The following is a 19128-nucleotide window of genomic DNA, read 5'->3' on the forward strand; positions in this document are numbered from 1 at the left end:
TCTGGTTCGACGGGCACATTCTGTCGGCTGCCGGTCCGCAAGTTCCGCCTGCTGCCCGTGACTTGCGATATCCGGTCCAGTCCGATTCTGCCAAAGCGGTGGCCCGCGGCAGGTGGGCGTGTGCGTCAGCGGGGGGACAGGACGGCGGCCTCGCAGCCGAATCCGGCAACCAGTCGTCCGTCCGGCGCCACCATCGCCGCATGCACCGGCGAGGGGAACACCAGCTGCGGGCCGTCCTGCCGGCCGGTGGCCAGGTCCCACACCCGTACCGTCGCATCGGCGCTGCCGGTGACGGCGACGGTCCGGCCGTCCAGTACTGCTGTCGCCACCGCCAACACCCCGCGGGTGTGACCGGCCAAGGGCTCACCGACCTGCCGACCGGAAGCCAGGTCCCACACCCGCACCGTGGCATCGACGCTGCCGGTGACCGCGACCGGCCGCCCGTCCAGTACTGCTGTCGCCACCGCATTCACCGCGCGGGTGTGGCCGGTGAACGGCTCGCTGATGGGCTGACCGGTGGCCAGGTCCCATGTGCGGCCCGTCCCGCCGGCACAGATGACAACCGTTGGGTGACCGTCCAGGACAGCCGCAGCGACCCGGCCGGCGGCCAGGGGCTCGCCCACGGGTTGCCCGGTGGCCAGATCGTGGACACGCACCGAACTTTCACAGCCGGCGAGGACGACCGGCCGGCCGTCCAGTACAGCGGTGATCAACTGGCTCACGAAGCCGTCCCCCGTGGCGATGGGAGGGCCGACGGGCTCCCCGGTCTCCAGATACTGCGCTCGAAGGACGCCGTCGAGATCGGCGGTGATGACCACGGTTCGGCCGTTCAACACGGTGGTCGCCTGTGCGACGGGAGTGTTGCTGACGAAGCAGGGCCGGCCCACCGGTTCTCCGGTGGACACGTCCGATACGCGAATCACCTCCTTCTCCTCGTGATCGCCGCAGGTGAGCACGACCACGCGACCGTCCAGCACTGTCGTCACGGGGTCTACGAGGGCGCTGATGCGCCGGGCCGGCGGCGCTTCGACGCTCTGCGTGATGGCCAGGTCCCATACACGTGCGAGTCTGTCGTCGCCGGAGCCGGTGACGGCGGTCGGCCGACCGTCGACGATCGATGCTGCCAACGTGTACAACGAGGATCGGTGGGTGATGAGCGGCGTGCCGATCTGTGTTGCGGTGGCCAGGTCCCACATTCGGACCGTGCCGTCGTTACTGCCGGTGACCGCGCTGGGGCGCCCGGCCACGTCGATCGTGGCGATCACGGTCACATCGCGGGTGTGGCCGGTGAGAGGCCGGCCGACGAGTTGACGGGTAGCCAGGTCCCACACCCGAATCGTTTCGTACTCGCTGGTGACGGCGACCGGCCGCCCGTCGAGCACGGCTGTGGCAATAGCTGATGGGCCGGACGAATAGCGGTCCGTGTGGAGAACACCTGCTTGTTCTCCGGATATCAGGTCCCACACCACTGCCGGGCTTCCATGCCTGCCGGTTGCGGTGATGGCCATGGGCCTCCCGTCCAGCACGGCCATCGCCACCGACACCACCTCGCCCTCCAGGCCGCCGAGGGGAGCGCACAGCGGTTGCCCGGTGTTCACGTCCCACGCTCGCGCGGTCCTGTCGGCGCCGCCCGTGACCACGACAGGGCGCCCGTCCACCACCATCGCCGCAACCGTCCGCACCCCGTGGGTATGACCGGTGAGGAACTGGTTGATCTGCTCATGCGTGGTCAGGTCCCATACCCGCACCACCCCCTCACCGTCGCCCGTGACCGCGATGGGGCGCCCCTCGACGACCACCGCCGCCACCGCACGTACCGGGCCGACGTGGCCGGTGAACGGGTCGCCGAGCTGCCGACCGGTGGCCACCTCCCACACCCGCGTGTCACTGCCGCTGGTGACGGCGAGGGTACGGCCGCCCACCACTACCGTCGCCGCCGCCAGCACCGCACCCGCGTGGCCGGTGAAGGGGTGACGGAACCGTGAATCGACCTGGTGGCCGAGCGCCCAGTCGACGCGCCATCCGCCGGCCGGTTCGTCCGGCACGGGAACCGCGGAAATCTGCGCGGACAGGTGGCGGTCCCCGTAGCGAGCCGCGTCCAGGGCCAGCAACTGCCGACGCGTCGTCGGCCCCGCATCATGATGCAGGTGCGCCGAGGCCCGGTACACGGCCGAAGCCGATCGCGCCTGCGAACTCACTGCCCGGTCCAAAAGCGCCGCGACCCGCGCCGGATCCGCCATCGCCAGAAATCGCGGATCGCTCAGCCGGTCATCCGCGTCGAGAGCGCTTGAGCGCGGTCCGCTGTCATCAGGTCGATGTCCGGAGATGGTCCCCGTCCACGCCTGCTCCAAGGCCGCTTCCGCCTCCGCCGGGCCGTCCTGCGGATACCCGGTCGTCTCCACCCGCTCGCCCAGCCGCTCCAGAGTCACAGCAGGGTTCAGCGCCGAGACCACCTCGGGTGTGAGCGGCCGCAGCGCATAGCAGTGCCGCACGGCCGAAAGATCCACCGGACGCCCGTAGTAACTCTCGGCCCAGTTCTGGTACGCCTGGGGAGTTCCATCGGTCAGGAGCTGGAAGAGCCAGTCGGCCCCGTCCGCATCGTGCAGGCCGCCGGGGAACTCGACGCTTCCCGTGTGCCAGGGCTCGTCGCCGGTCTCCCGCCACAGGCAGGCGGTCACCCGGGCACAACCGTCCCCGCCGAATGCGAGTTGCCGGACGTAGGGCTGGAACGCCTCCGGGACCGATTCGAGCACCCCCGGCCACGGGCTGCCGTCCACGCGATCGTACGGGCTCATCGTCGACTCGTGGTCAAACCCTTGGAGGTACGCCCCGGCCTCGGAGAACACGATGCAATACGCATCCCCTGCTCCGTTGTCCATCGAGGCCAGCCCCTGGGTCCCCTGCCAACGGGCATCGAAGCGGTGCCGCGGCTCACCGACCGGGTCCGGGTCGAGGATCGCGTCGAGCATGGCGATCGATCGGCAGAGGTCTCGAAGGGTGGGAGTGTCGGGCAGCCGGCGTGCGACGTCATGAGCACTCATGCGACGACCCAACCACAGCCCTCTGACAACACCCGTAAGCCGTTACGGGAGTTGAGTAGTTCCAGGCGTTGTCCAGAGATATCAGGACGAGGCGTCCGGGCCCTCGCCGTCGAGTTCGGCGAAGTGGTCGAACTCGCCGGCCACGACGCCCTTGGTGAAGGCGTCCCATTTCGTCGTGGTCGTCGTCACGACGTTCTCGGGGTCACTGGTCTCCCGGAGGTAGACGAGTTCGTCCGGGCCGAAGGCGATCTCGATCCAGGGGCCGGGGCCCTCCTCGCCCTCGGGGGCGGCGCGGGTCCAGGTGAGGTCGGCGGGGATGTCAGCCATGGGTGCGGTTCTCCTTGAGCGTGCGCACGAGGGCGGCCCACGCGGCAGGGGTGGTGTGGAGTATCGCTCCGGTGGGGTCGCTGCTCTCGGTGAGTTCGACCGTGTTGTGGCCCGCAGCGACGTGCACGCAGGATTCGCCCTGCCCGCAGTACGAGGACCTCTGCCATGAGTACTGGTGCATATCCAGATCCTTCACTGGTCGGCGATCAGACTGTGGATGAACTCCCGGGACTTGTCCGGCGCCAGCGCCACGGCCTCCATGCGTGCCAGCAGGAGGCGGTAGGCCTCCAACTCCGCCTCGGCATCCACCAGGACAGGGCCGTGCGACTGATCCAGCGAAACCGTGTCGAGGCGGGGCACCGAGCCGTGCACGTACAGAATGGTCTGCCCGGACCCGGGATAGGCGCCGATGGCGAACGGGATCACCTGGACCGCGATGTGTTCCCGTTCGCCCTGCTCAAGCAGATGTCGAAGCTGGTTCCTGGCGACGGCGGGGCCACCGACCGGCACGCGGAGAGCAGCTTCATGAATGACTGCCCGGTACGTCGGCGGGTTTGGTCGGTCAAGGAGGGCCTGGCGCTGGAGTCGGTGACTCACGCGGTGCTCGATGTCCGAACGAGAGAACTCCGGCACCACCTGCCGGAAGATCTCGCGGGCATGGTCCGTGGTCTGGAGAAGACCGGGAACATGGGACGTGTTGGCGGACCTCAGCGCGGTCGCGTGGTGCTCCAGTTCTGCGATGTCCAGCAAGGGGGAGGGCAGGACCTCGCGGAACGTCTCCCACCAGCCCGATGCGCGTTCCCCGGCGAGATCGAGCAGTCCTGCGATGTACGCGGAGTCCGAGCAGCGATAGTTGCGAGCCAGTGCCCGGAGCCGTTCCGCGCTCACACCGAAACGGCTCGCCTCGATGTTGCTGAGCTGGGCCTGGCTGATCCCGAGCAGCCGCGCGCCTTCAGTGGCTGTGAGCCCAGCGCGTTCTCGCAACCGACGCAACTCGGTCCCAAGGCGCAGGCGTCGCACGCTGGGGATGCTTCTGGACGCCATGTGTCAACTCTCTTTGATCAGGAACGTGTTGGCAACGTCACCCATGCGAGTGCATATCTCAATCGATTGCCGATCTCGCAAATATTTTATGTCTCATGTCGTTAATTTGGACCCAGGCCACTCGCCCGGAAGTACCCCGCTCGACGGAGCGGCCTCGTCACCGGGCAACCGGAAACCCGTGATTCAACTTCCCTCCGTGATCGGAGACTTCCATGGTCAGTGCCACGGTATCCCCGCCCTGGGCGTACACCCTCCAACTCCCGCAGGATCCCCGCGCCCCCGGCGTGGCCCGCTCCACCCTCCGCACCATCCTGCGCGTGCACGGCATGCGCGAACTCACCGAGATCGCGGAGCTGTTGGCGAGCGAACTGGTCACCAACGCGTACCTGTACTCCTCCGGGGCCTACTCCCTGCGCCTGCGCGACGCCGGGCGCAGCCGTGTCCGGCTGAGCGTGTGGGACACCAACCCGCACATCCCCGCCCCCTTCCGATGGAGTGCCGAAGCACCGGAGGAACTCGCCGAACGCGGACGCGGGCTCTACCTCGTCACCCTCTACGCGGAGAGCTGGGGCGCCCACCCCATGGGAACCGGACTACCGGGACAGGGCGGCAAACTCCTCTGGGTGGAATGCGCGGCCAAGACGGAGGAGGCTTCGCCGTACAGCACTCAGTGATCTGGAACCGAAACGGGGGACGGGCCCGGCCTACGCGCGGGGCGCCTTCAGGGGACGCCCAGCAGCCGGAGTCGTCCCGGCACCTCATTGGTCGCACCACGCGATCAACCGGCTGCGGATCGCGTACGCGAGTGGGCCTACGTCCCCGTGACGTAAGCGTTCCAGATCCGGAGCGGGAAGACATTGCCGCGCCCCGAATCGGGTCCGCCCACGCCCTGCATTCCCAGCAGTTGAGGGGTGCCCGGCTTGTTGCGGAACATCGTGACGGCCGTGGTCAGCCCTTGGGTGTGGCCGATGAACCAGGCCGACTTCATCCGGTCGTCCTCGCCGGTCGCGCCCGCCGAGAGGTCGCCGGCAGCCTTGGTCCTGGCGAACGTGCCGAACTTCCCGTCCTGACCCAGCCGCGTCCAGGCCACCATCCCCAGGGTGTTGTTCACATCGTTGGCCACCGAGGCATCCATCGCGCGCCGCGGCTCGGGCTTCCCGAAGCCCTCGATCGCCTCGCCGTCCCGGGTCATCCCGGTAACCGAGTAGGGATCGGCCCTCATACCTTCGTTACCGAAGGCGGTGTACGCGTCCGCCATCCTGACCGCGCTCGGTGTGGACGTACCGAGGGGAAAGGACTTGTCCAGGCGGGCCAGGCTCTCCTTGTGCAGCCCGGCCGATACCGCCAGTTCCTTCACCTTCTTCAGCCCGATGTCCTTGCCGAGCAGAGTGAAGGTGGCGTTGGACGACTTGATCAGCGCATCGCGCAGGGGCGTCGGCGCCGTGACCATCACCTGGCCGGGACCGGCACCCGGCGGCGCGGGGAGCGCCGCGTACGGGCCGTCCTTGATCAGACGCCCCTCACTGTCGTAGCCGCTGTCCAGGGTGATCCCGTCGCCGTGCTGAAGGGCCGCGGCCAGCACGAAGGGCTTGAAGGCCGAGCCGACGGGGACGCCCGCGGTGTCGGCGTTGTTGGCGAAGTGGGTGACCGCGTCGGCTCCGCCGTACACCGCGACCACGGCCCCGTCGGACCGCACGGATGCGGCGCCGACCTCGACGTACTTGTCCTCGGGGCGCTTCTTGGGGTCGAGGTCGCGCTTGCGCACGCTCCGCACGGCCCGTTCCAACTGCCCCACCCTGGCCTTGTCGAAGGTGGTGTGCACCCGGTAGCCGCCCCGGAAGAGGTCCTTGTCGGTGAGGCCCGAGCGCTTCCTGATGTACTTGTTGGCGATGTCGACGAGATAGCCGGTCTGGCCGCCGAGGCTGGTCGGCTTGGCGGCCGACCTCGGCTCGGGGAACTTCTGGTACGCGGCCCGCTCGGCCTTCGTCATCGTGCCGATCTCCACCTGCCGGTCGAGGATCCACTCCCAGCGGTCGACGGCGCGTTCGTGGTTGCCTTTGCCGCCTGCGGGGTCGTACTGCTCCGCCCCCTTGAGCAGGGACGCGAGCAGCGCCGCCTGGCTGGGGTCGAGGTCCTTCGCGGGGATTCCGTAGTACGCGTGCGCCGCTGCCTGGATGCCGTAGGCGCCGCGGCCGAACCAGCTGGTGTTCAGATATCCCTGGAGGATCTCCTCCTTGCTCTGCTTGTTGCTCAGCTTCAGCGAGATGAAGAACTCCTTGAACTTCCGGGTGGCCGACTGCTCCTGGCTGAGATAGGTGTTCTTCACGTACTGCTGGGTGATGGTGGAGCCGCCCTGGGTCTCACCGCCTTCGACCATGCTGACGGCCGCGCGGGCGATCCCCTTCGCCGATACCCCCGAGTCGGAGTAGAAGGTCTCGTTCTCGGCGGCGATGACCGCGTGCTCCACCGAGTCGGGTATGTCGGCGAGCGTGACGTTCTGCCGATCGACCGCGCCCACGCTCACCATCTGGCTGCCGTCCGCCCAGTAGTAGACGGTGCCCTGCCTGCGCGCCTCGGCGTTCTCGTCCGGGATGTCGACGGATGCGTAGACCACGGCGAACAGCCCGGCCAGCGCTCCGGATCCGAGCAGGATCCCGCTCAGCGCCTGCCGCCACGAAGGGACCCAGCGGCGCCAGTTGCTTCTCCCCCGGCGGGGGTAGTCGACACGGAGCCCGCGAAGGCGGGTCGGGCGGATGGGGCGTCGGGCCATGCTCCGGCTCCTCGTTCACCGTCCCGCACCGGTGTGGTGCGGGCTTGTGAGAGGAGATGTTCCGGATCGCGATCGGGTTGTCTCGGAGCCCCGTCCGACACGGGTGGCGAACCGAGGACAAAGCACAACGGCCGTCGGCAGCCGGGTGGATCGGGGTCGTCAGCCCGCCGCAGGAGCGTGCGTAGGCATGGTCGCCCGGCGCTCAGTGGATCCGCCCCCGCCGAAGGCCCTACGCCGCGTCCCCGTCCAGGTACGCGTCGAGCCAGGACGGGAACTCCGCCAGCGACGACAGGACGACGTCCGCGCCCGCCGCCCGGAGCTCCTGCGCGTCGCACGGGCCCGTGGCGACCGCGACCGACAGCGCCCCTGCCGTACGGGCGCCGCGTACGTCGCCGGTGTGGTCGCCCACGTACACGTGCGCGCCGTGCTCGCGCAGTGCCTGGCCCTTGGCCTCCGCCCACAGGCCGCCGATCACCGCGTCGGGCTCGATCCCGAGGTGGGCGAGGTGGAGCTCCGCACTCGGCCGGTGCTTGGCCGTGACGACTATCGCCCGGCCGCCCCGCTCACGGATCGCCGCGACCGACTCCCGGGCGCCCGGCAGCGCGGGGCTCGGGGTGATGGCGTATGTGGGATAGATCTCCCGGTAGCGGTCGGCGGTGGCGGCCACCGCGTCGGCCGGGAACCAGTTGCGCAGTTCGTCGTCGACGGGCGGCCCGAGCCTGCTCACCACCAGGTCCGCGTCGATCGGCGTCCCCGTCTCGGCGGAAAGCGCCAGGTAGGCGGCCTTGATGCCGGGCCGGGTGTCGATGAGCGTCATGTCGAGGTCGAAGCCGACCGTCAGCGGGTGCGAAGGCATGAAGCCCATTGTCGCGCGCGGCGGGTGCCGGGCGTCGGCGGTACGGGCCCTCGGTCGCCGAACCGGCGGTGCTTAGACTTAGCCAAGCCTAACTTTGCTTCGCCTTTCGATTGGGTCCCATGTCAGCCGCCGCACCACGCCGCCCCAGACGCGCACTCGCGACGGCGGCGGCCGTTGCGGCGCTGCTGGTGGCGGTCCTTCTCAGTCTCGCCGTGGGGGCCCGTTCCATACCCCCCTCCGAGGTGATCGACGCCCTGCTGCACGGCGGGCACTCCGACTCCGCCGAAGTCATCCGGAACATGCGGGTACCGCGCACCCTGATCGGGCTGATGGTCGGCGCGGCACTGGCCCTCGCGGGCACGGTGCTCCAGGGCATCACCCGTAACCCCATCGCCGACCCCGGCATCCTCGGCATCAGCCAGGGCGCCTCGGTGGGGGTGGTGCTGGCCATCGCGTACGCCGGGGTCCACACGCTGACCGGATACGTGTGGTTCGCGTTCGCGGGCGCGGCGATCGCTTCCGTCGCCGTGTACGCCGTCGCGTCCAGCGGGCGCGGGGGTGCCACCCCCGTGAAGCTCGCCCTCGGCGGCGCCGCGATCAACGCGCTGCTGGTGTCGGTGACGACGGGGGTGCTGACGACCAAGGCGTCCGCGCTGGACGAGTTCCGCTTCTGGCAGGTCGGCTCCATCGGCGGGCGCGAGGCCGATGTGGCCCAGCAGATCTGGCCGTTCATGCTGGTCGGGACCGTGCTCGTGCTGTCCGTCGCCCGGGGGCTGGACGCGCTGGCGCTCGGCGAGGACGTGGCGAAGGGCCTCGGGCAGAAGGTCGCCACGGTACGGATCGTCGGCGGCATCGGGGCCACCGTGCTGACCGGTGTCGGTGTCGCGGCGGCCGGTCCGATCGCGTTCATCGGGCTCGCCGTCCCGCACATCGCCCGCGCGATCGTCGGCGGCGACCACCGCTGGGTGCTGCCGATGGCGGCGCTGATCGGACCCGTCATGCTGCTCGTCTCCGATGTCGTCGGCCGTGTCCTCTTCCCGCCGAGCGAGGTGCCGGCGGGCGTGATGACGGCACTGATCGGTGTTCCGTTCCTGGTCGTGCTGGTGCGCAGGAAGGCGGTGCCCGCATGAGCGGCACCACGGTCCGGGTGCGGCCCGCCGGGTACCACGTCGTACGGATCGGGACGCGGGGCCGGTTCCTGCTGCACCGACGCGCGGCCGTCGTCGCCGCGGCCCTCCTCGTCGCGCTGGCCGCCCTCTGTGTCGCGTATCTCTGCGTCGGCGAGAGCTTCGTCGCGCCCGGCGAGGTCGTGAAGGTGATCCTCGGGCAGCCGTCCCCCGACGAGCTGGTCGTCGGCACGCTGCGACTGCCGCGGATGGTCGTGGGGCTGCTGGTCGGCGCGGCGTTCGGGATCGCCGGTGCGCTGATCCAGACCGTCGCCCGCAATCCGCTGGCCAGCCCCGACATCATCGGCATCAGCCAGGGGGCGAGCGCGCTCACGGTCGGCGCGATGACCTTCGGCGTCACCTCGTACACCGTGCTGCCGTATCTGTCCGTCATCGGCGGGGTGGCCGCGGCGGCGCTGGTGTACGTCTTCGCCTGGCGCGGCGGGCTGCACGCCACCCGCTTCGTCCTCATCGGTATCGGCTTCGCCATCGCGCTGCGGTCGGTGACCACGCTGTTCATGACGAAGGGCGACTATCTGGTCGCCCAGCAGGCGCAGGTCTGGATGACCGGCTCGCTCAACGGCCGCGGCTGGTCCGAGGCCGCGCCGATCGGCTGGACGCTGCTGATCCTCCTGCCGGCCGTCCTGTGGGCCGCGCGGGCCCAGCGCACCGTCTCGATGGACGACGACACCGCGACGGCGCTCGGGGTGCGCCTGGGACGCGTACGGCTGGGGCTCGTCGCCCTCGGCGTGATCCTGGCGTCCGTGGCGACGGGGACGGCCGGACCGGTCGACTTCGTGGCGCTGCTCGCCCCGCAGATCGCCCGCCGGATGACCCGCACCGCGCAGATCCCGCTGTTCTGCTCGGCGCTGCTCGGCGCGGTGATCGTGGTCTTCGCGGATCTGCTGGCACGCAGGCTCTTCTCGCCCACCGAGCTTCCGGTGGGCGTTCTGACGGCGGCGGTCGGCGCCCCGTATCTGATCTGGCTGATCGTCCGAGGTCACGGCGGCGGTCGCGGCCGTAGTGGAGGCACCGCATGAGCTCGACCCGTACGTCCGACGCGCCGGACGCGCCCGAAGCCGCGGCGACCGCGGCCGGCCGGCTCACCGCACGGGAGCTGACCCTCGCGTACGAGGACCGCACCGTCGTGCGCGAACTGGACCTCGACGTGCCCGACGGACGGGTCACCGTGATCGTCGGGCCGAACGCCTGCGGCAAGTCGACCACCCTGCGCGCGCTCGGCCGGCTCCTCAAGCCGCGCGGCGGGGCGGTGCTCCTGGACGGCACCGAGCTGTCGAGGATCCCCACGCGGAGGATCGCCCAGTCGATCGGGCTGCTGCCGCAGACCCCGGTCGCCCCCGAGGCGATCACGGTCTCCGACCTCGTCGCCCGCGGCCGACAGCCTCATCAGCACTGGTGGCAGCAGTGGTCGGAGGAGGACGAGCGGGCGGTGACGGAGGCGATGGAGCGTACGGACGTCACCGCGCTCGGCGAACGGTCGGTGGACGAGCTGTCCGGCGGGCAGCGCCAGCGGGTCTGGATCGCGATGGCGCTCGCCCAGGAGACCGATCTGCTGCTGCTCGACGAGCCGACCACCTACCTCGACATCGCGCATCAGGTGGAAGTCCTCGACCTGGTACGCCGGCTGACCGCCCCGGCGGCGGACGGCACCCGCGGCCGGACCGTCGTCACCGTGCTCCACGACCTCAACCAGGCCGCCCGGTACGCGGACCACCTGGTCGCCATGAAGGCGGGCCGGATCGTCGCCGAGGGCCACCCGGACGACATCGTGACCGCCGATCTCGTGCGCGAGGTCTTCGGCCTGGACGCGGTGATCGTCCCGTGCCCGGTGACGGGTTCGCCGCTCGTGGTGCCGGGTGCGCCGTGGCAGGCCTCGCCGACGGCGTGAACCGTGCCCCGCTCCCGGCCCGGGCGGGTGTCCGGCGGGCCCGGGGCCCGGCTGCCCGCAACGGCTCACCGCCGGCACACCCGTGACCGAGCACCCGGCCCCACCGACGAAAGGCAGTCCATGACCACCTTCACCCGCCGCCGCGGCCTCACCGTCGGCGCCCTCGCCCTGTCCGGCGCGCTCGCGCTCTGCGCCTGCGGTTCCTCGGACCCCGGCAAGGACTCCGGTGCCGGCACCCCCAGGACCCGCACCGTCAAGACGGTCATGGGCGACGTCGAGGTCCCCGTGGCCCCCCGACGCGTCGTGGTCCTCGACACCGGTGAGCTGGACTCCGCACTCAGCCTCGGCGTACGGCCCGTCGGGGCGACGCACTCGGCGACGGAGGACGGCTTCCCCTCCTACCTGCCCGAGAGCCGCACGAAGGGCATCAAGGAGGTCGGCGACATCGCCAACCCCAACATGGAGACCGTCGCCTCGCTGAAGCCGGACCTCATCCTCACCAGCAAGGTCCGTGACGGTGACCGTTACGAGCAGCTCAGCGCCATCGCCCCCACCGTGATGACGGAGTCCACCGGATCCGCCTGGAAGGAGAACTTCCGGCTGCACGCGGACGCGCTCGGCAAGCAGGCCGAGGCGAAGAAGGTCATCGCCTCGTACGACGCCCATGTCGCGAAGGTGACCGCGGCGATCGGCGGCAAGGAGAAGGCGGCCGCCACGGATGTCAACTTCGTCCGCTTCGTCGAGGGCGCCGACATCCGCATCTACGGCAGGCAGAACTACATCGGCTCGATCCTCGCCGACGTCGGCATGGGCCGCCCCGCGATCACCGACAAGGCCAAGGACGGCTTCTCGTACGACGTGTCCCCCGAGAAGATCGACCTCGCGGACGCCGATGTCGTCTTCACGTCGACGTACGGCGACCCGGACAAGGCGGGTGCGACGAAGACGATGAGCGGCGGCCTGTGGAAGGGGCTGACGGCGTCCAGGAACGGAAGGGTCTTCGAGGTCGACGACCGCCTGTGGATCGCGGGCATCGGCTACACCGCCGCGGACAGGATCCTCGACGAGCTGCGGACCGATCTGACGAAGTGAGAGGCGGCGTGCGGGACCCGTCCGTCGAGCGTCCGGGCGGGTACCGGTCGGCGGTCCGGCGGGAGCGCCGGCCCCCCTTCGCCCACGGCCGCTGTCGGGGGTGGCACGGGTGGCAGGACGGGCGCCGACGGTGGGCCGGACACCGAACCCGACACCCCGGGACGAAACGCAGTCCACGGGATGGAACACCGAGGGACAACGGCCTCTCAGCCCGCGCGCCTCCGCGCCCGCCACACCAGGAACACCGCCGACGCCACGGCGGCCGTTTTTACCACCACCGGCCAGACCCCGCTCAGCGCCTGCGCCATCCCGTCCTGTGGGACGGGTTCGCCCCAGCGGCCCGTCGTCCGACCCCACAACCAGACCAGGGCGCCCGCCACGACCACGCCCGGCAGCCCCATCGCGGCCCACTTCGCCTCCGCGCGGGACAGCTTGCGCGAGCTGTACGCCAGCAGCCAGCCGCCGGCCAGGGCCGGCCAGGAGCCCGTCACGGCACCCGCGAGCAGCAGCACGGCGGCGAGCAGCAGCAAGGGGTGGGAGAAGCCGCGGCCCGTCGCACCGCCCTCGCGCGCGGCGCGGCGGCCGAGCCCCGGGAACCGTCGGCGGCGCGGGGCCTCGCCGGGACCGTCGTCCTCGGGGGGACCGTCACCGTCGTCCGGCTCGTCGTACTCCGGTTCACCGTCACCCGTGCGCGGACGCGGCACGGCGCCCCCGCCCGGGGGCGGCGGCTTCATCATGTCCGGGATCTCGACACCGCCGACGAACCCCGGTACATCGACCGCGTCACCGAACGGCGTCGGCTCGACGCGCCACCAGTCGGGCTCGTTGCCGGACCGGCCCAGCTCGTCCGAACCGGCCATGTGCGGCGGCGAGGGCACCCGCCCGGCCGGTTCCGGGGCCGCGGACGGTGCGGACTCGTCGGCGCGCCCCGGCTCCGCGTCGGACAACTCCGCGTCCGGGGTCTCCGCCCGCACCGGCGACGCGCCCCGGCCGGAACCGTCTTTCCGGAGCATTCCCCGGCGCGGCCGGGGGATGCCGCCGCCCTCCCCCGCGACGGGTCCCGGCCCCTGCGGCAGCTCCACCGTGCCGTCCGCCGACGCGGCCGCCGCGGCGACCAGTTCGTCCGGCGTGCCGAGCCTCCCGATGATGCGGCGGACCGCCGCCGGAGCGTCCCCGGACTGCTTCTCGCGCTGCCGGTCGATCTCGCCCCGGAGCGTCGCGACGAGCCTCATCCGGGCCCCCGATGACAGCTGTTGCTGCTGCGCCAGGTCCCCGACCCGGCTCAGATAGTCGTAGACGAGCTGGTCGCTCTCGATGCCCACGTGACGGTTCCCCTCTGCGGCCCTGCACCGACGGTAGCGCCCTCGGGCCTGCCCGGAACGACTACCGTGGGACGGATGGGGACGACCACACCACCGCGGACGCTCGCCGAGGCCCTCCGCGCCCGGGACGACGAATCGCTGGCGGGGCTGCTGCGCGCCCGCCCCGATCTCCTCAACCCCGTGCCGGGCGACATCACCCAGCTCGCGACGAGAGCCGGCACGCGTGCCTCCGTCGTACGCGCGCTGGAGCACCTCGACCGGTTCGCCCTGCAGACCGCCGAGGCGCTCGCCGTGGCTCCCGACCCCGCCCCGTACGAGACGCTGCTCGGCCTCCTCACCGGCGACGGCCGGGACGACGGCGAGCACCGGGGCGGCGCGGACACGGCGATCGGGGACGCGCTGCCCGCCGTCCTGGACACGCTGCGCGAACAGGCCCTCGTCTGGGGCGAGAACGACCGCCTGCGACTGGTGCGCACCGCGCGCGAACTCCTCGCGCCGTCCCCGCAGCACCCCTCCCCCACCGGCCTGGGCCCGACCGTCGCGGAGGCGACCGCCGGGATGTCGCCGGGCCGCCTCCAGGAGATCCTGGCGGCGGCCGGTCTGCCCACCACCCACGATCCGGTCTCCGCGGTGACGTCCCTGTCGGCGCTCTTCACCGACCGGGCCAGGATGGGCGAGCTGCTGGACACCGCCCCCGCCGAGGCCCTGTCCGTGCTGGACCGGCTGGTGTGGGGGCCGCCGTACGGGGAAGTGACCCCGAACCCCACCCCGCCGGTGAAATGGCTGCGCGACCACGGGCTGCTGCTGCCCGTGTCGACCCGCACCGTGGTGCTGCCGCGCGAGGCCGCCCTGCATCTGCGGGCCGGGCGCGCCCACCGGGTGCCGGAACCACGCCCGCCGGCCGTGGAGGCGGTCGCCACCCGTGATCCCCAGGCTGTGGACAGCACCGCGGCCGGCCAGGCGTTCCTGGCGGTGGGCACCGTCGAGGAGCTGCTGAAGAGCTGGAACGGCGGCGGGCCCGCGATACTGCGGGCCGGCGGCCTCAGTGTCCGCGACCTGAAGCGGACCGCCACCGCCCTCGACGTCTCCGAGCCGATCGCCGCGTTCTGGACCGAACTCGCCTACGCGGCCGGGCTGCTGGCCTCCGACGGCGAGGCCGACGAACGGTACGCGCCGACGCCCGCCTACGACGACTGGGCCGAACTCCCCGCCCAGGACCGCTGGGCGCGCCTCGCCGCCGCCTGGCTCGCCGCGACCCGTACGCCCGGACTGGTCGGCGGCCAGGACGCCAAGGGCCGGGCCCTGTCCGCCCTCGGCCCCGACCTCGACCGCTCCGCCGCGCCCGAGGTCCGCCACCGGGTCCTGGCCCTCCTCGCCTCCCTGGAGCCGGGCAGCGCCCCCGACCCGGAGACCGTGCTCGCCCGGCTCCGCTGGGAACGCCCGCTGCGCGGCGCGTCCGCCTCCGCCGGGGACACCACCGACCTCCGGTCCCGGATCGCCCTGTGGACGCTCAACGAGTCCGAACTCCTCGGCATCACCGGCCGCGGCGCACTCGCCGCGCACACCCGCGCCCTGCTCGACTCCGGCCCCGCCGAGGCCGCCGCGCTGCTCGCGCCCCTCATCCCGGAGCCCCTCGACCACGTCCTGCTCCAGGCCGACCTGACGGCCGTCGCCCCCGGTCCGCTGGAGCGCCCGCTGGCGGACATGCTCTCCGCCCTCGCGGACATCGAGTCGAAGGGCGGCGCGACGGTCTACCGCTTCACCCCCGGCTCCGTGCGCCGGGCCCTGGACGCCGGACAGTCCGCGGCCGATCTGCACGCCTTCCTCGCCACCCACAGCCGCACGCCGGTGCCGCAGCCGCTCAGCTACCTCATCGACGATGTCGCCCGCCGCCACGGTCATCTGCGGATCGGCGCCGCCTCCTCGTACGTGCGCTGCGACGACGAGGCCGTGCTGAACGAGATCCTCGCCGACCGGCGCTCGGCCACACTGCGCCTGCGCCGCCTGGCACCGACGGCCCTGGCCGCCCAGGTCGACCCGGCGTCCCTGCTCGAAGGGCTGCGCGAGATGGGCTACGCGCCGGCCGCCGAGTCCGCCGAGGGAGACGTCCTGATCACCCGGGCGGGCGCCCGTCGCACGCCGCCCCGCACACCTCCCGTCCCCGTGCCCGAGGGCCCTCCGGTCCCGGACGCGACCCTGCTCGGCGCGGCGGTCCGGGCGGTCCGCGCCGGGGACACGGCCGCCACGGTGGTCCGCAAGGACCCGGCCGACGCGCCCGCCACCACGCCCGGCTCCCTGCCCCGTACGACCTCCGCCGAGACCCTCGCCACCGTCCAGGCCGCCGCGATGACCGGCTCGGCGCTCTGGATCGGCTACGTCAACGCGGACGGCGCGGCCAGCCAGCGCGTCATCGCCCCGGTCCGGGTCGAGGGCGGCTTCGTCACGGCGTACGACCACACGGCGGACGAGGTCCGCACATACCCGCTGCACCGGATCACCGGAGTCGCCGAACTGGCCGACGACGCCGCACACTGAGCCCGGAGCCCTGCGCCCCCGCACGGGCGCCGCCCGTCCGCGGCGACCTTGGCCGTGGCATTCCGCCGGGCCGACGACCCCGTGCCCGGCGACGCGGGGCGCCCGCACCGCCGGATGCGGCACACTGGACGTTTGGCCGTTCCCGGCCGTCCCCGCAGCAGAAAGGGCCGACGCGCGTGAGTGGACCCCTCATCGTCCAAAGCGACAAGACACTGCTCCTGGAAGTCGACCACGACCAGGCCGATGCCTGTCGGCGGGCCATCGCGCCCTTCGCCGAGCTGGAGCGGGCGCCCGAGCACATCCACACCTACCGGCTGACCCCGCTCGGGCTGTGGAACGCGCGCGCCGCGGGGCACGACGCCGAGCAGGTCGTCGACGCGCTCGTGCAGTACTCGCGCTACCCCGTTCCGCACGCGTTGCTCGTCGACATCGCCGAGACGATGGCCAGGTACGGCCGCCTCACGCTCTCCAAGGATCCGGTGCACGGTCTGGTGCTGACCTCCACCGACCGGCCCGTGCTGGAGGAGATCCTCCGGTCGAAGAAGGTCCAGCCGCTGGTAGGGGCGCGGATCGACCCGGACACCGTCGCCGTGCACCCCTCGGAGCGCGGACAGATCAAGCAGACGCTGCTGAAGCTGGGCTGGCCCGCCGAGGACCTCGCGGGCTATGTGGACGGCGAGGCGCACGCCATCGAGCTCGCGGAGGACGGCTGGGCGCTGCGGCCGTACCAGAAGCAGGCCGTCGAGGGTTTCTGGCACGGTGGCTCGGGCGTCGTCGTACTGCCCTGCGGTGCGGGCAAGACGCTGGTCGGGGCCGGTGCGATGGCGCGGGCCAAGGCGACCACGCTGATCCTGGTGACGAACACCGTCTCGGCCCGGCAGTGGAAGCACGAGCTGGTGAAGCGGACCTCGCTGACCGAGGACGAGATCGGTGAGTACAGCGGTACGCGCAAGGAGATCCGGCCGGTCACCATCGCCACGTACCAGGTGCTGACGACCCGCCGGAAGGGCGTCTACCCGCATCTGGAGCTGTTCGACTCCCGCGACTGGGGTCTGGTGATCTACGACGAGGTGCATCTGCTGCCCGCGCCCGTCTTCAAGTTCACCGCCGATCTGCAGGCCCGCCGGCGCCTCGGCCTCACCGCGACGCTGGTGCGTGAGGACGGCCGCGAGTCGGACGTCTTCTCGCTGATCGGGCCCAAGCGGTTCGACGCCCCGTGGAAGGAGATCGAGGCGCAGGGCTACATCGCGCCCGCCGACTGTGTCGAGGTGCGGGTCAATCTGACGGACTCGGAGCGGCTCGCGTACGCGACGGCGGAGACCGAGGAGAAGTACCGGTTCTGCGCGACGACGGCGACGAAGCGGAACGTGACGGAGTCTCTGGTCCGCAGGCACCGGGGCGAGCAGACCCTGGTCATCGGGCAGTACATCGACCAGCTCGACGAGCTGGGTGAGCATCTGGACGCCCCGGTGATCAAGGGCGAGACGAGCAACGCCCAGCGCGAGAAGCTCTTCGACGCGTTCCGCGAGGGCGAGATCAGCGTCCTCGTGGTGTCGAAGGTCGCGAACTTCTCCATCGACCTGCCGGAGGCGACCGTCGCCATTCAGGTGTCGGGGACGTTCGGTTCGCGGCAGGAGGAGGCGCAGCGGCTCGGCCGGGTGCTGCGGCCCAAGGCCGACGGGCACGAGGCGCGCTTCTACTCGGTGGTCGCCCGCGACACGATCGACCAGGACTTCGCGGCGCACCGCCAGCGCTTCCTGGCCGAGCAGGGGTACGCGTACCGGATCGTGGACGCGGACGAGCTGCTGGCCGACGGCTGAGGACGGTGGCCGGTCCGCGTACGCGGGTCACTGACTGAGGATCAGCAGCGGCAGCGGATCCGCGGCGATCACCGCGTGCGGCAGCAGCGCGAAGGCCGCGGCCCGTCGACGGGCCGCGGCCTTGCGCGAGCGCCATGGCAGAACCCGGGTGCCGAGCAGGCCCGGAGGCGTGGCGTACGCAACCGCACGGGCGGCGGGCGAGGGTCCGGACGGCGAAGGCGTGTCATGGCGGGGTCAGCCTCCGAGCGTCAGGAGCAGGGCCAGGCCGCCCACGGCCGTCAGCCCCGGCAGCACCGCGATCACCGCCGCCCACCGGCGGGCGACGGCCCAGCCGGGACGCCATGACAGTACCCAGGCGGCAATCAGGGCGAGCGGCGTCACCGAACGGGGCCGCGTACACCCCGTAGCCCATGAGGCCCAGGGGAACCGTGATGTCCGACGGGCAGTTGTCCGGGCCGCAGCTGTCGGTGGCCATCGCCGCGAAGCCGATGGCGAACATGCCGAAGCAGGTCAGGAAGAAGGAGAGGACCGTGGCGAGCATGGGGACGATCCAGGCGTTCGGGCCGCGTGCGGGGACGACGGGACGCGTGGGGACGGAGCCGGCCGGGGCTTGCGGGACGGCGAAGGCGTGAACGTGGTTGCGCTCCGTGCCGCCACCCCATCGTGACGCAGGGCCGCACCGCCTCCGGTCATCTGCTCATACCGGGACTCATGCGGGGAGGTGGCGCGTACTCAGTGCTCGCGACGGTGGACGCCTGCCTCCTCCGCGTACTCGCCGAGGACGACGACGCCGAACGCGGCGCGGGCGTAGACCTTGACGGCGCGCAGGGCGTCGCCGACGTGGTGGGTGTACGGGTGACCGGTGGCCGCCGTCGCGCCGTGCGCGGGACCGGTCCTGCGGGGGTTCAGGGTGACGGTGCTCATGTAATCCATGGTCCTGCGCCCGGCCCGCGACGGCATCGATCCACGGACGGAATCCGGGAGCGGTGCGCGTAGGTCTCCGGTCGCATGCCGTCCCCTACGGGGTGGACCCGGCAGCGGGCCGGAGTGAGCCCGGTGTCGGCCGGGCGTCAAATCCGTTCGACCCCGACGGCGGCGGTCGTTACAATCGCCGGTCTGCCCGCCTCCCGCACCGTGGTACCGGCCTTCGCCGGCAGCCGGGGGAGCGCCGCCGACCGGACGGAAACCGGCCGACAGCCGTACGTGCGCCCGCGCGCGTATCCCGTGATCGATCCCGAGCGGACCG

General features: G+C 71.7%; 17 protein-coding genes. 8 read left to right on the top strand and 9 right to left on the bottom strand.

What is annotated here, in order from left to right; genetic code table 11:
* Window positions 1-125: 125 nt before the first annotated feature.
* The 4 genes from ACIOHC_RS08580 to ACIOHC_RS08595 form a co-directional block, all read right to left on the bottom strand.
* On the bottom strand, window positions 126-3041 hold the full coding sequence (locus ACIOHC_RS08580; protein ID WP_401842030.1) for a hypothetical protein: 2916 nt from the start codon (window positions 3039-3041) through the stop codon (window positions 126-128).
* Between the two features lie 81 nt (window positions 3042-3122).
* Window positions 3123-3368: a DUF397 domain-containing protein gene (locus ACIOHC_RS08585; RefSeq protein WP_351081871.1), complete on the bottom strand. Its 246-nt coding sequence runs from the start codon at window positions 3366-3368 to the stop codon at window positions 3123-3125.
* Window positions 3361-3549 (bottom strand): DUF397 domain-containing protein, encoded by a 189-nt coding sequence (locus tag ACIOHC_RS08590; protein ID WP_351081869.1) that lies wholly within the window; start codon window positions 3547-3549, stop codon window positions 3361-3363. The genes ACIOHC_RS08585 and ACIOHC_RS08590 overlap by 8 nt, the downstream gene beginning before the upstream one ends.
* Window positions 3550-3560: 11 nt before the next feature.
* Window positions 3561-4412, bottom strand: coding sequence for a helix-turn-helix transcriptional regulator (locus ACIOHC_RS08595; RefSeq protein ID WP_365689742.1), 852 nt, complete (start codon window positions 4410-4412; stop codon window positions 3561-3563).
* A gap of 212 nt (window positions 4413-4624) precedes the next feature.
* On the opposite strand from ACIOHC_RS08595, the gene ACIOHC_RS08600 reads away from it, so the two are divergent.
* Window positions 4625-5086: an ATP-binding protein gene (locus tag ACIOHC_RS08600; RefSeq protein ID WP_365689740.1), complete on the top strand. Its 462-nt coding sequence runs from the start codon at window positions 4625-4627 to the stop codon at window positions 5084-5086.
* A gap of 137 nt (window positions 5087-5223) precedes the next feature.
* On the opposite strand, the gene ACIOHC_RS08605 is transcribed toward ACIOHC_RS08600, so the two are convergent.
* Both ACIOHC_RS08605 and ACIOHC_RS08610 read right to left on the bottom strand, forming a co-directional pair.
* Window positions 5224-7182 (bottom strand): transglycosylase domain-containing protein, encoded by a 1959-nt coding sequence (locus tag ACIOHC_RS08605; RefSeq protein WP_365689739.1) that lies wholly within the window; start codon window positions 7180-7182, stop codon window positions 5224-5226.
* Window positions 7183-7411: 229 nt separating this feature from the next.
* On the bottom strand, window positions 7412-8038 hold the full coding sequence (locus ACIOHC_RS08610) for an HAD family hydrolase (protein WP_365689737.1): 627 nt from the start codon (window positions 8036-8038) through the stop codon (window positions 7412-7414).
* Window positions 8039-8157: 119 nt separating this feature from the next.
* Here ACIOHC_RS08610 and ACIOHC_RS08615 point away from each other — a divergent pair, with 119 nt between their 5' ends.
* From ACIOHC_RS08615 to ACIOHC_RS08630, 4 genes are all read left to right on the top strand, one after another.
* Complete coding sequence (locus ACIOHC_RS08615) at window positions 8158-9168, top strand: iron ABC transporter permease (protein ID WP_351081859.1); 1011 nt, start codon at window positions 8158-8160, stop codon at window positions 9166-9168.
* Window positions 9165-10244 carry an iron ABC transporter permease gene (locus ACIOHC_RS08620; protein WP_351081857.1) on the top strand — a complete coding sequence of 360 codons (1080 nt, stop codon included), beginning with the start codon at window positions 9165-9167 and terminating at the stop codon, window positions 10242-10244. Before ACIOHC_RS08615 ends, ACIOHC_RS08620 begins: the two co-directional genes overlap by 4 nt.
* Window positions 10241-11113: an ABC transporter ATP-binding protein gene (locus ACIOHC_RS08625; protein WP_351081855.1), complete on the top strand. Its 873-nt coding sequence runs from the start codon at window positions 10241-10243 to the stop codon at window positions 11111-11113. The genes ACIOHC_RS08620 and ACIOHC_RS08625 overlap by 4 nt, the downstream gene beginning before the upstream one ends.
* A 120-nt stretch (window positions 11114-11233) precedes the next feature.
* Complete coding sequence (locus ACIOHC_RS08630) at window positions 11234-12205, top strand: iron-siderophore ABC transporter substrate-binding protein (RefSeq protein WP_351081853.1); 972 nt, start codon at window positions 11234-11236, stop codon at window positions 12203-12205.
* Between the two features lie 206 nt (window positions 12206-12411).
* On the opposite strand, the gene ACIOHC_RS08635 is transcribed toward ACIOHC_RS08630, so the two are convergent.
* Window positions 12412-13527, bottom strand: a complete 1116-nt coding sequence (locus tag ACIOHC_RS08635) for a hypothetical protein (RefSeq protein WP_351081851.1) — start codon at window positions 13525-13527, stop codon at window positions 12412-12414.
* A 75-nt stretch (window positions 13528-13602) separates the two neighbouring features.
* Here ACIOHC_RS08635 and ACIOHC_RS08640 point away from each other — a divergent pair, with 75 nt between their 5' ends.
* Entirely contained in the window at window positions 13603-16062 is a 2460-nt protein-coding gene (locus ACIOHC_RS08640; RefSeq protein ID WP_351081849.1) for a helicase C-terminal domain-containing protein, read from the top strand.
* Window positions 16063-16238: 176 nt separating this feature from the next.
* Window positions 16239-17882 carry a DNA repair helicase XPB gene (locus ACIOHC_RS08645; RefSeq protein ID WP_351081847.1) on the top strand — a complete coding sequence of 548 codons (1644 nt, stop codon included), beginning with the start codon at window positions 16239-16241 and terminating at the stop codon, window positions 17880-17882.
* A 234-nt stretch (window positions 17883-18116) separates the two neighbouring features.
* On the opposite strand, the gene ACIOHC_RS08650 is transcribed toward ACIOHC_RS08645, so the two are convergent.
* Window positions 18117-18263 (bottom strand): hypothetical protein, encoded by a 147-nt coding sequence (locus ACIOHC_RS08650; RefSeq protein ID WP_365689732.1) that lies wholly within the window; start codon window positions 18261-18263, stop codon window positions 18117-18119.
* A gap of 29 nt (window positions 18264-18292) precedes the next feature.
* Here ACIOHC_RS08650 and ACIOHC_RS08655 point away from each other — a divergent pair, with 29 nt between their 5' ends.
* Window positions 18293-18514: a hypothetical protein gene (locus ACIOHC_RS08655; protein ID WP_365689731.1), complete on the top strand. Its 222-nt coding sequence runs from the start codon at window positions 18293-18295 to the stop codon at window positions 18512-18514.
* Window positions 18515-18614: 100 nt separating this feature from the next.
* On the opposite strand, the gene ACIOHC_RS08660 is transcribed toward ACIOHC_RS08655, so the two are convergent.
* Entirely contained in the window at window positions 18615-18806 is a 192-nt protein-coding gene (locus ACIOHC_RS08660; protein WP_351081843.1) for a hypothetical protein, read from the bottom strand.
* Window positions 18807-19128 lie beyond the last annotated feature (322 nt).

It is taken from the genome of Streptomyces sp. NPDC088252 (genome assembly GCF_044740965.1).
GTDB lineage: Bacteria > Actinomycetota > Actinomycetes > Streptomycetales > Streptomycetaceae > Streptomyces.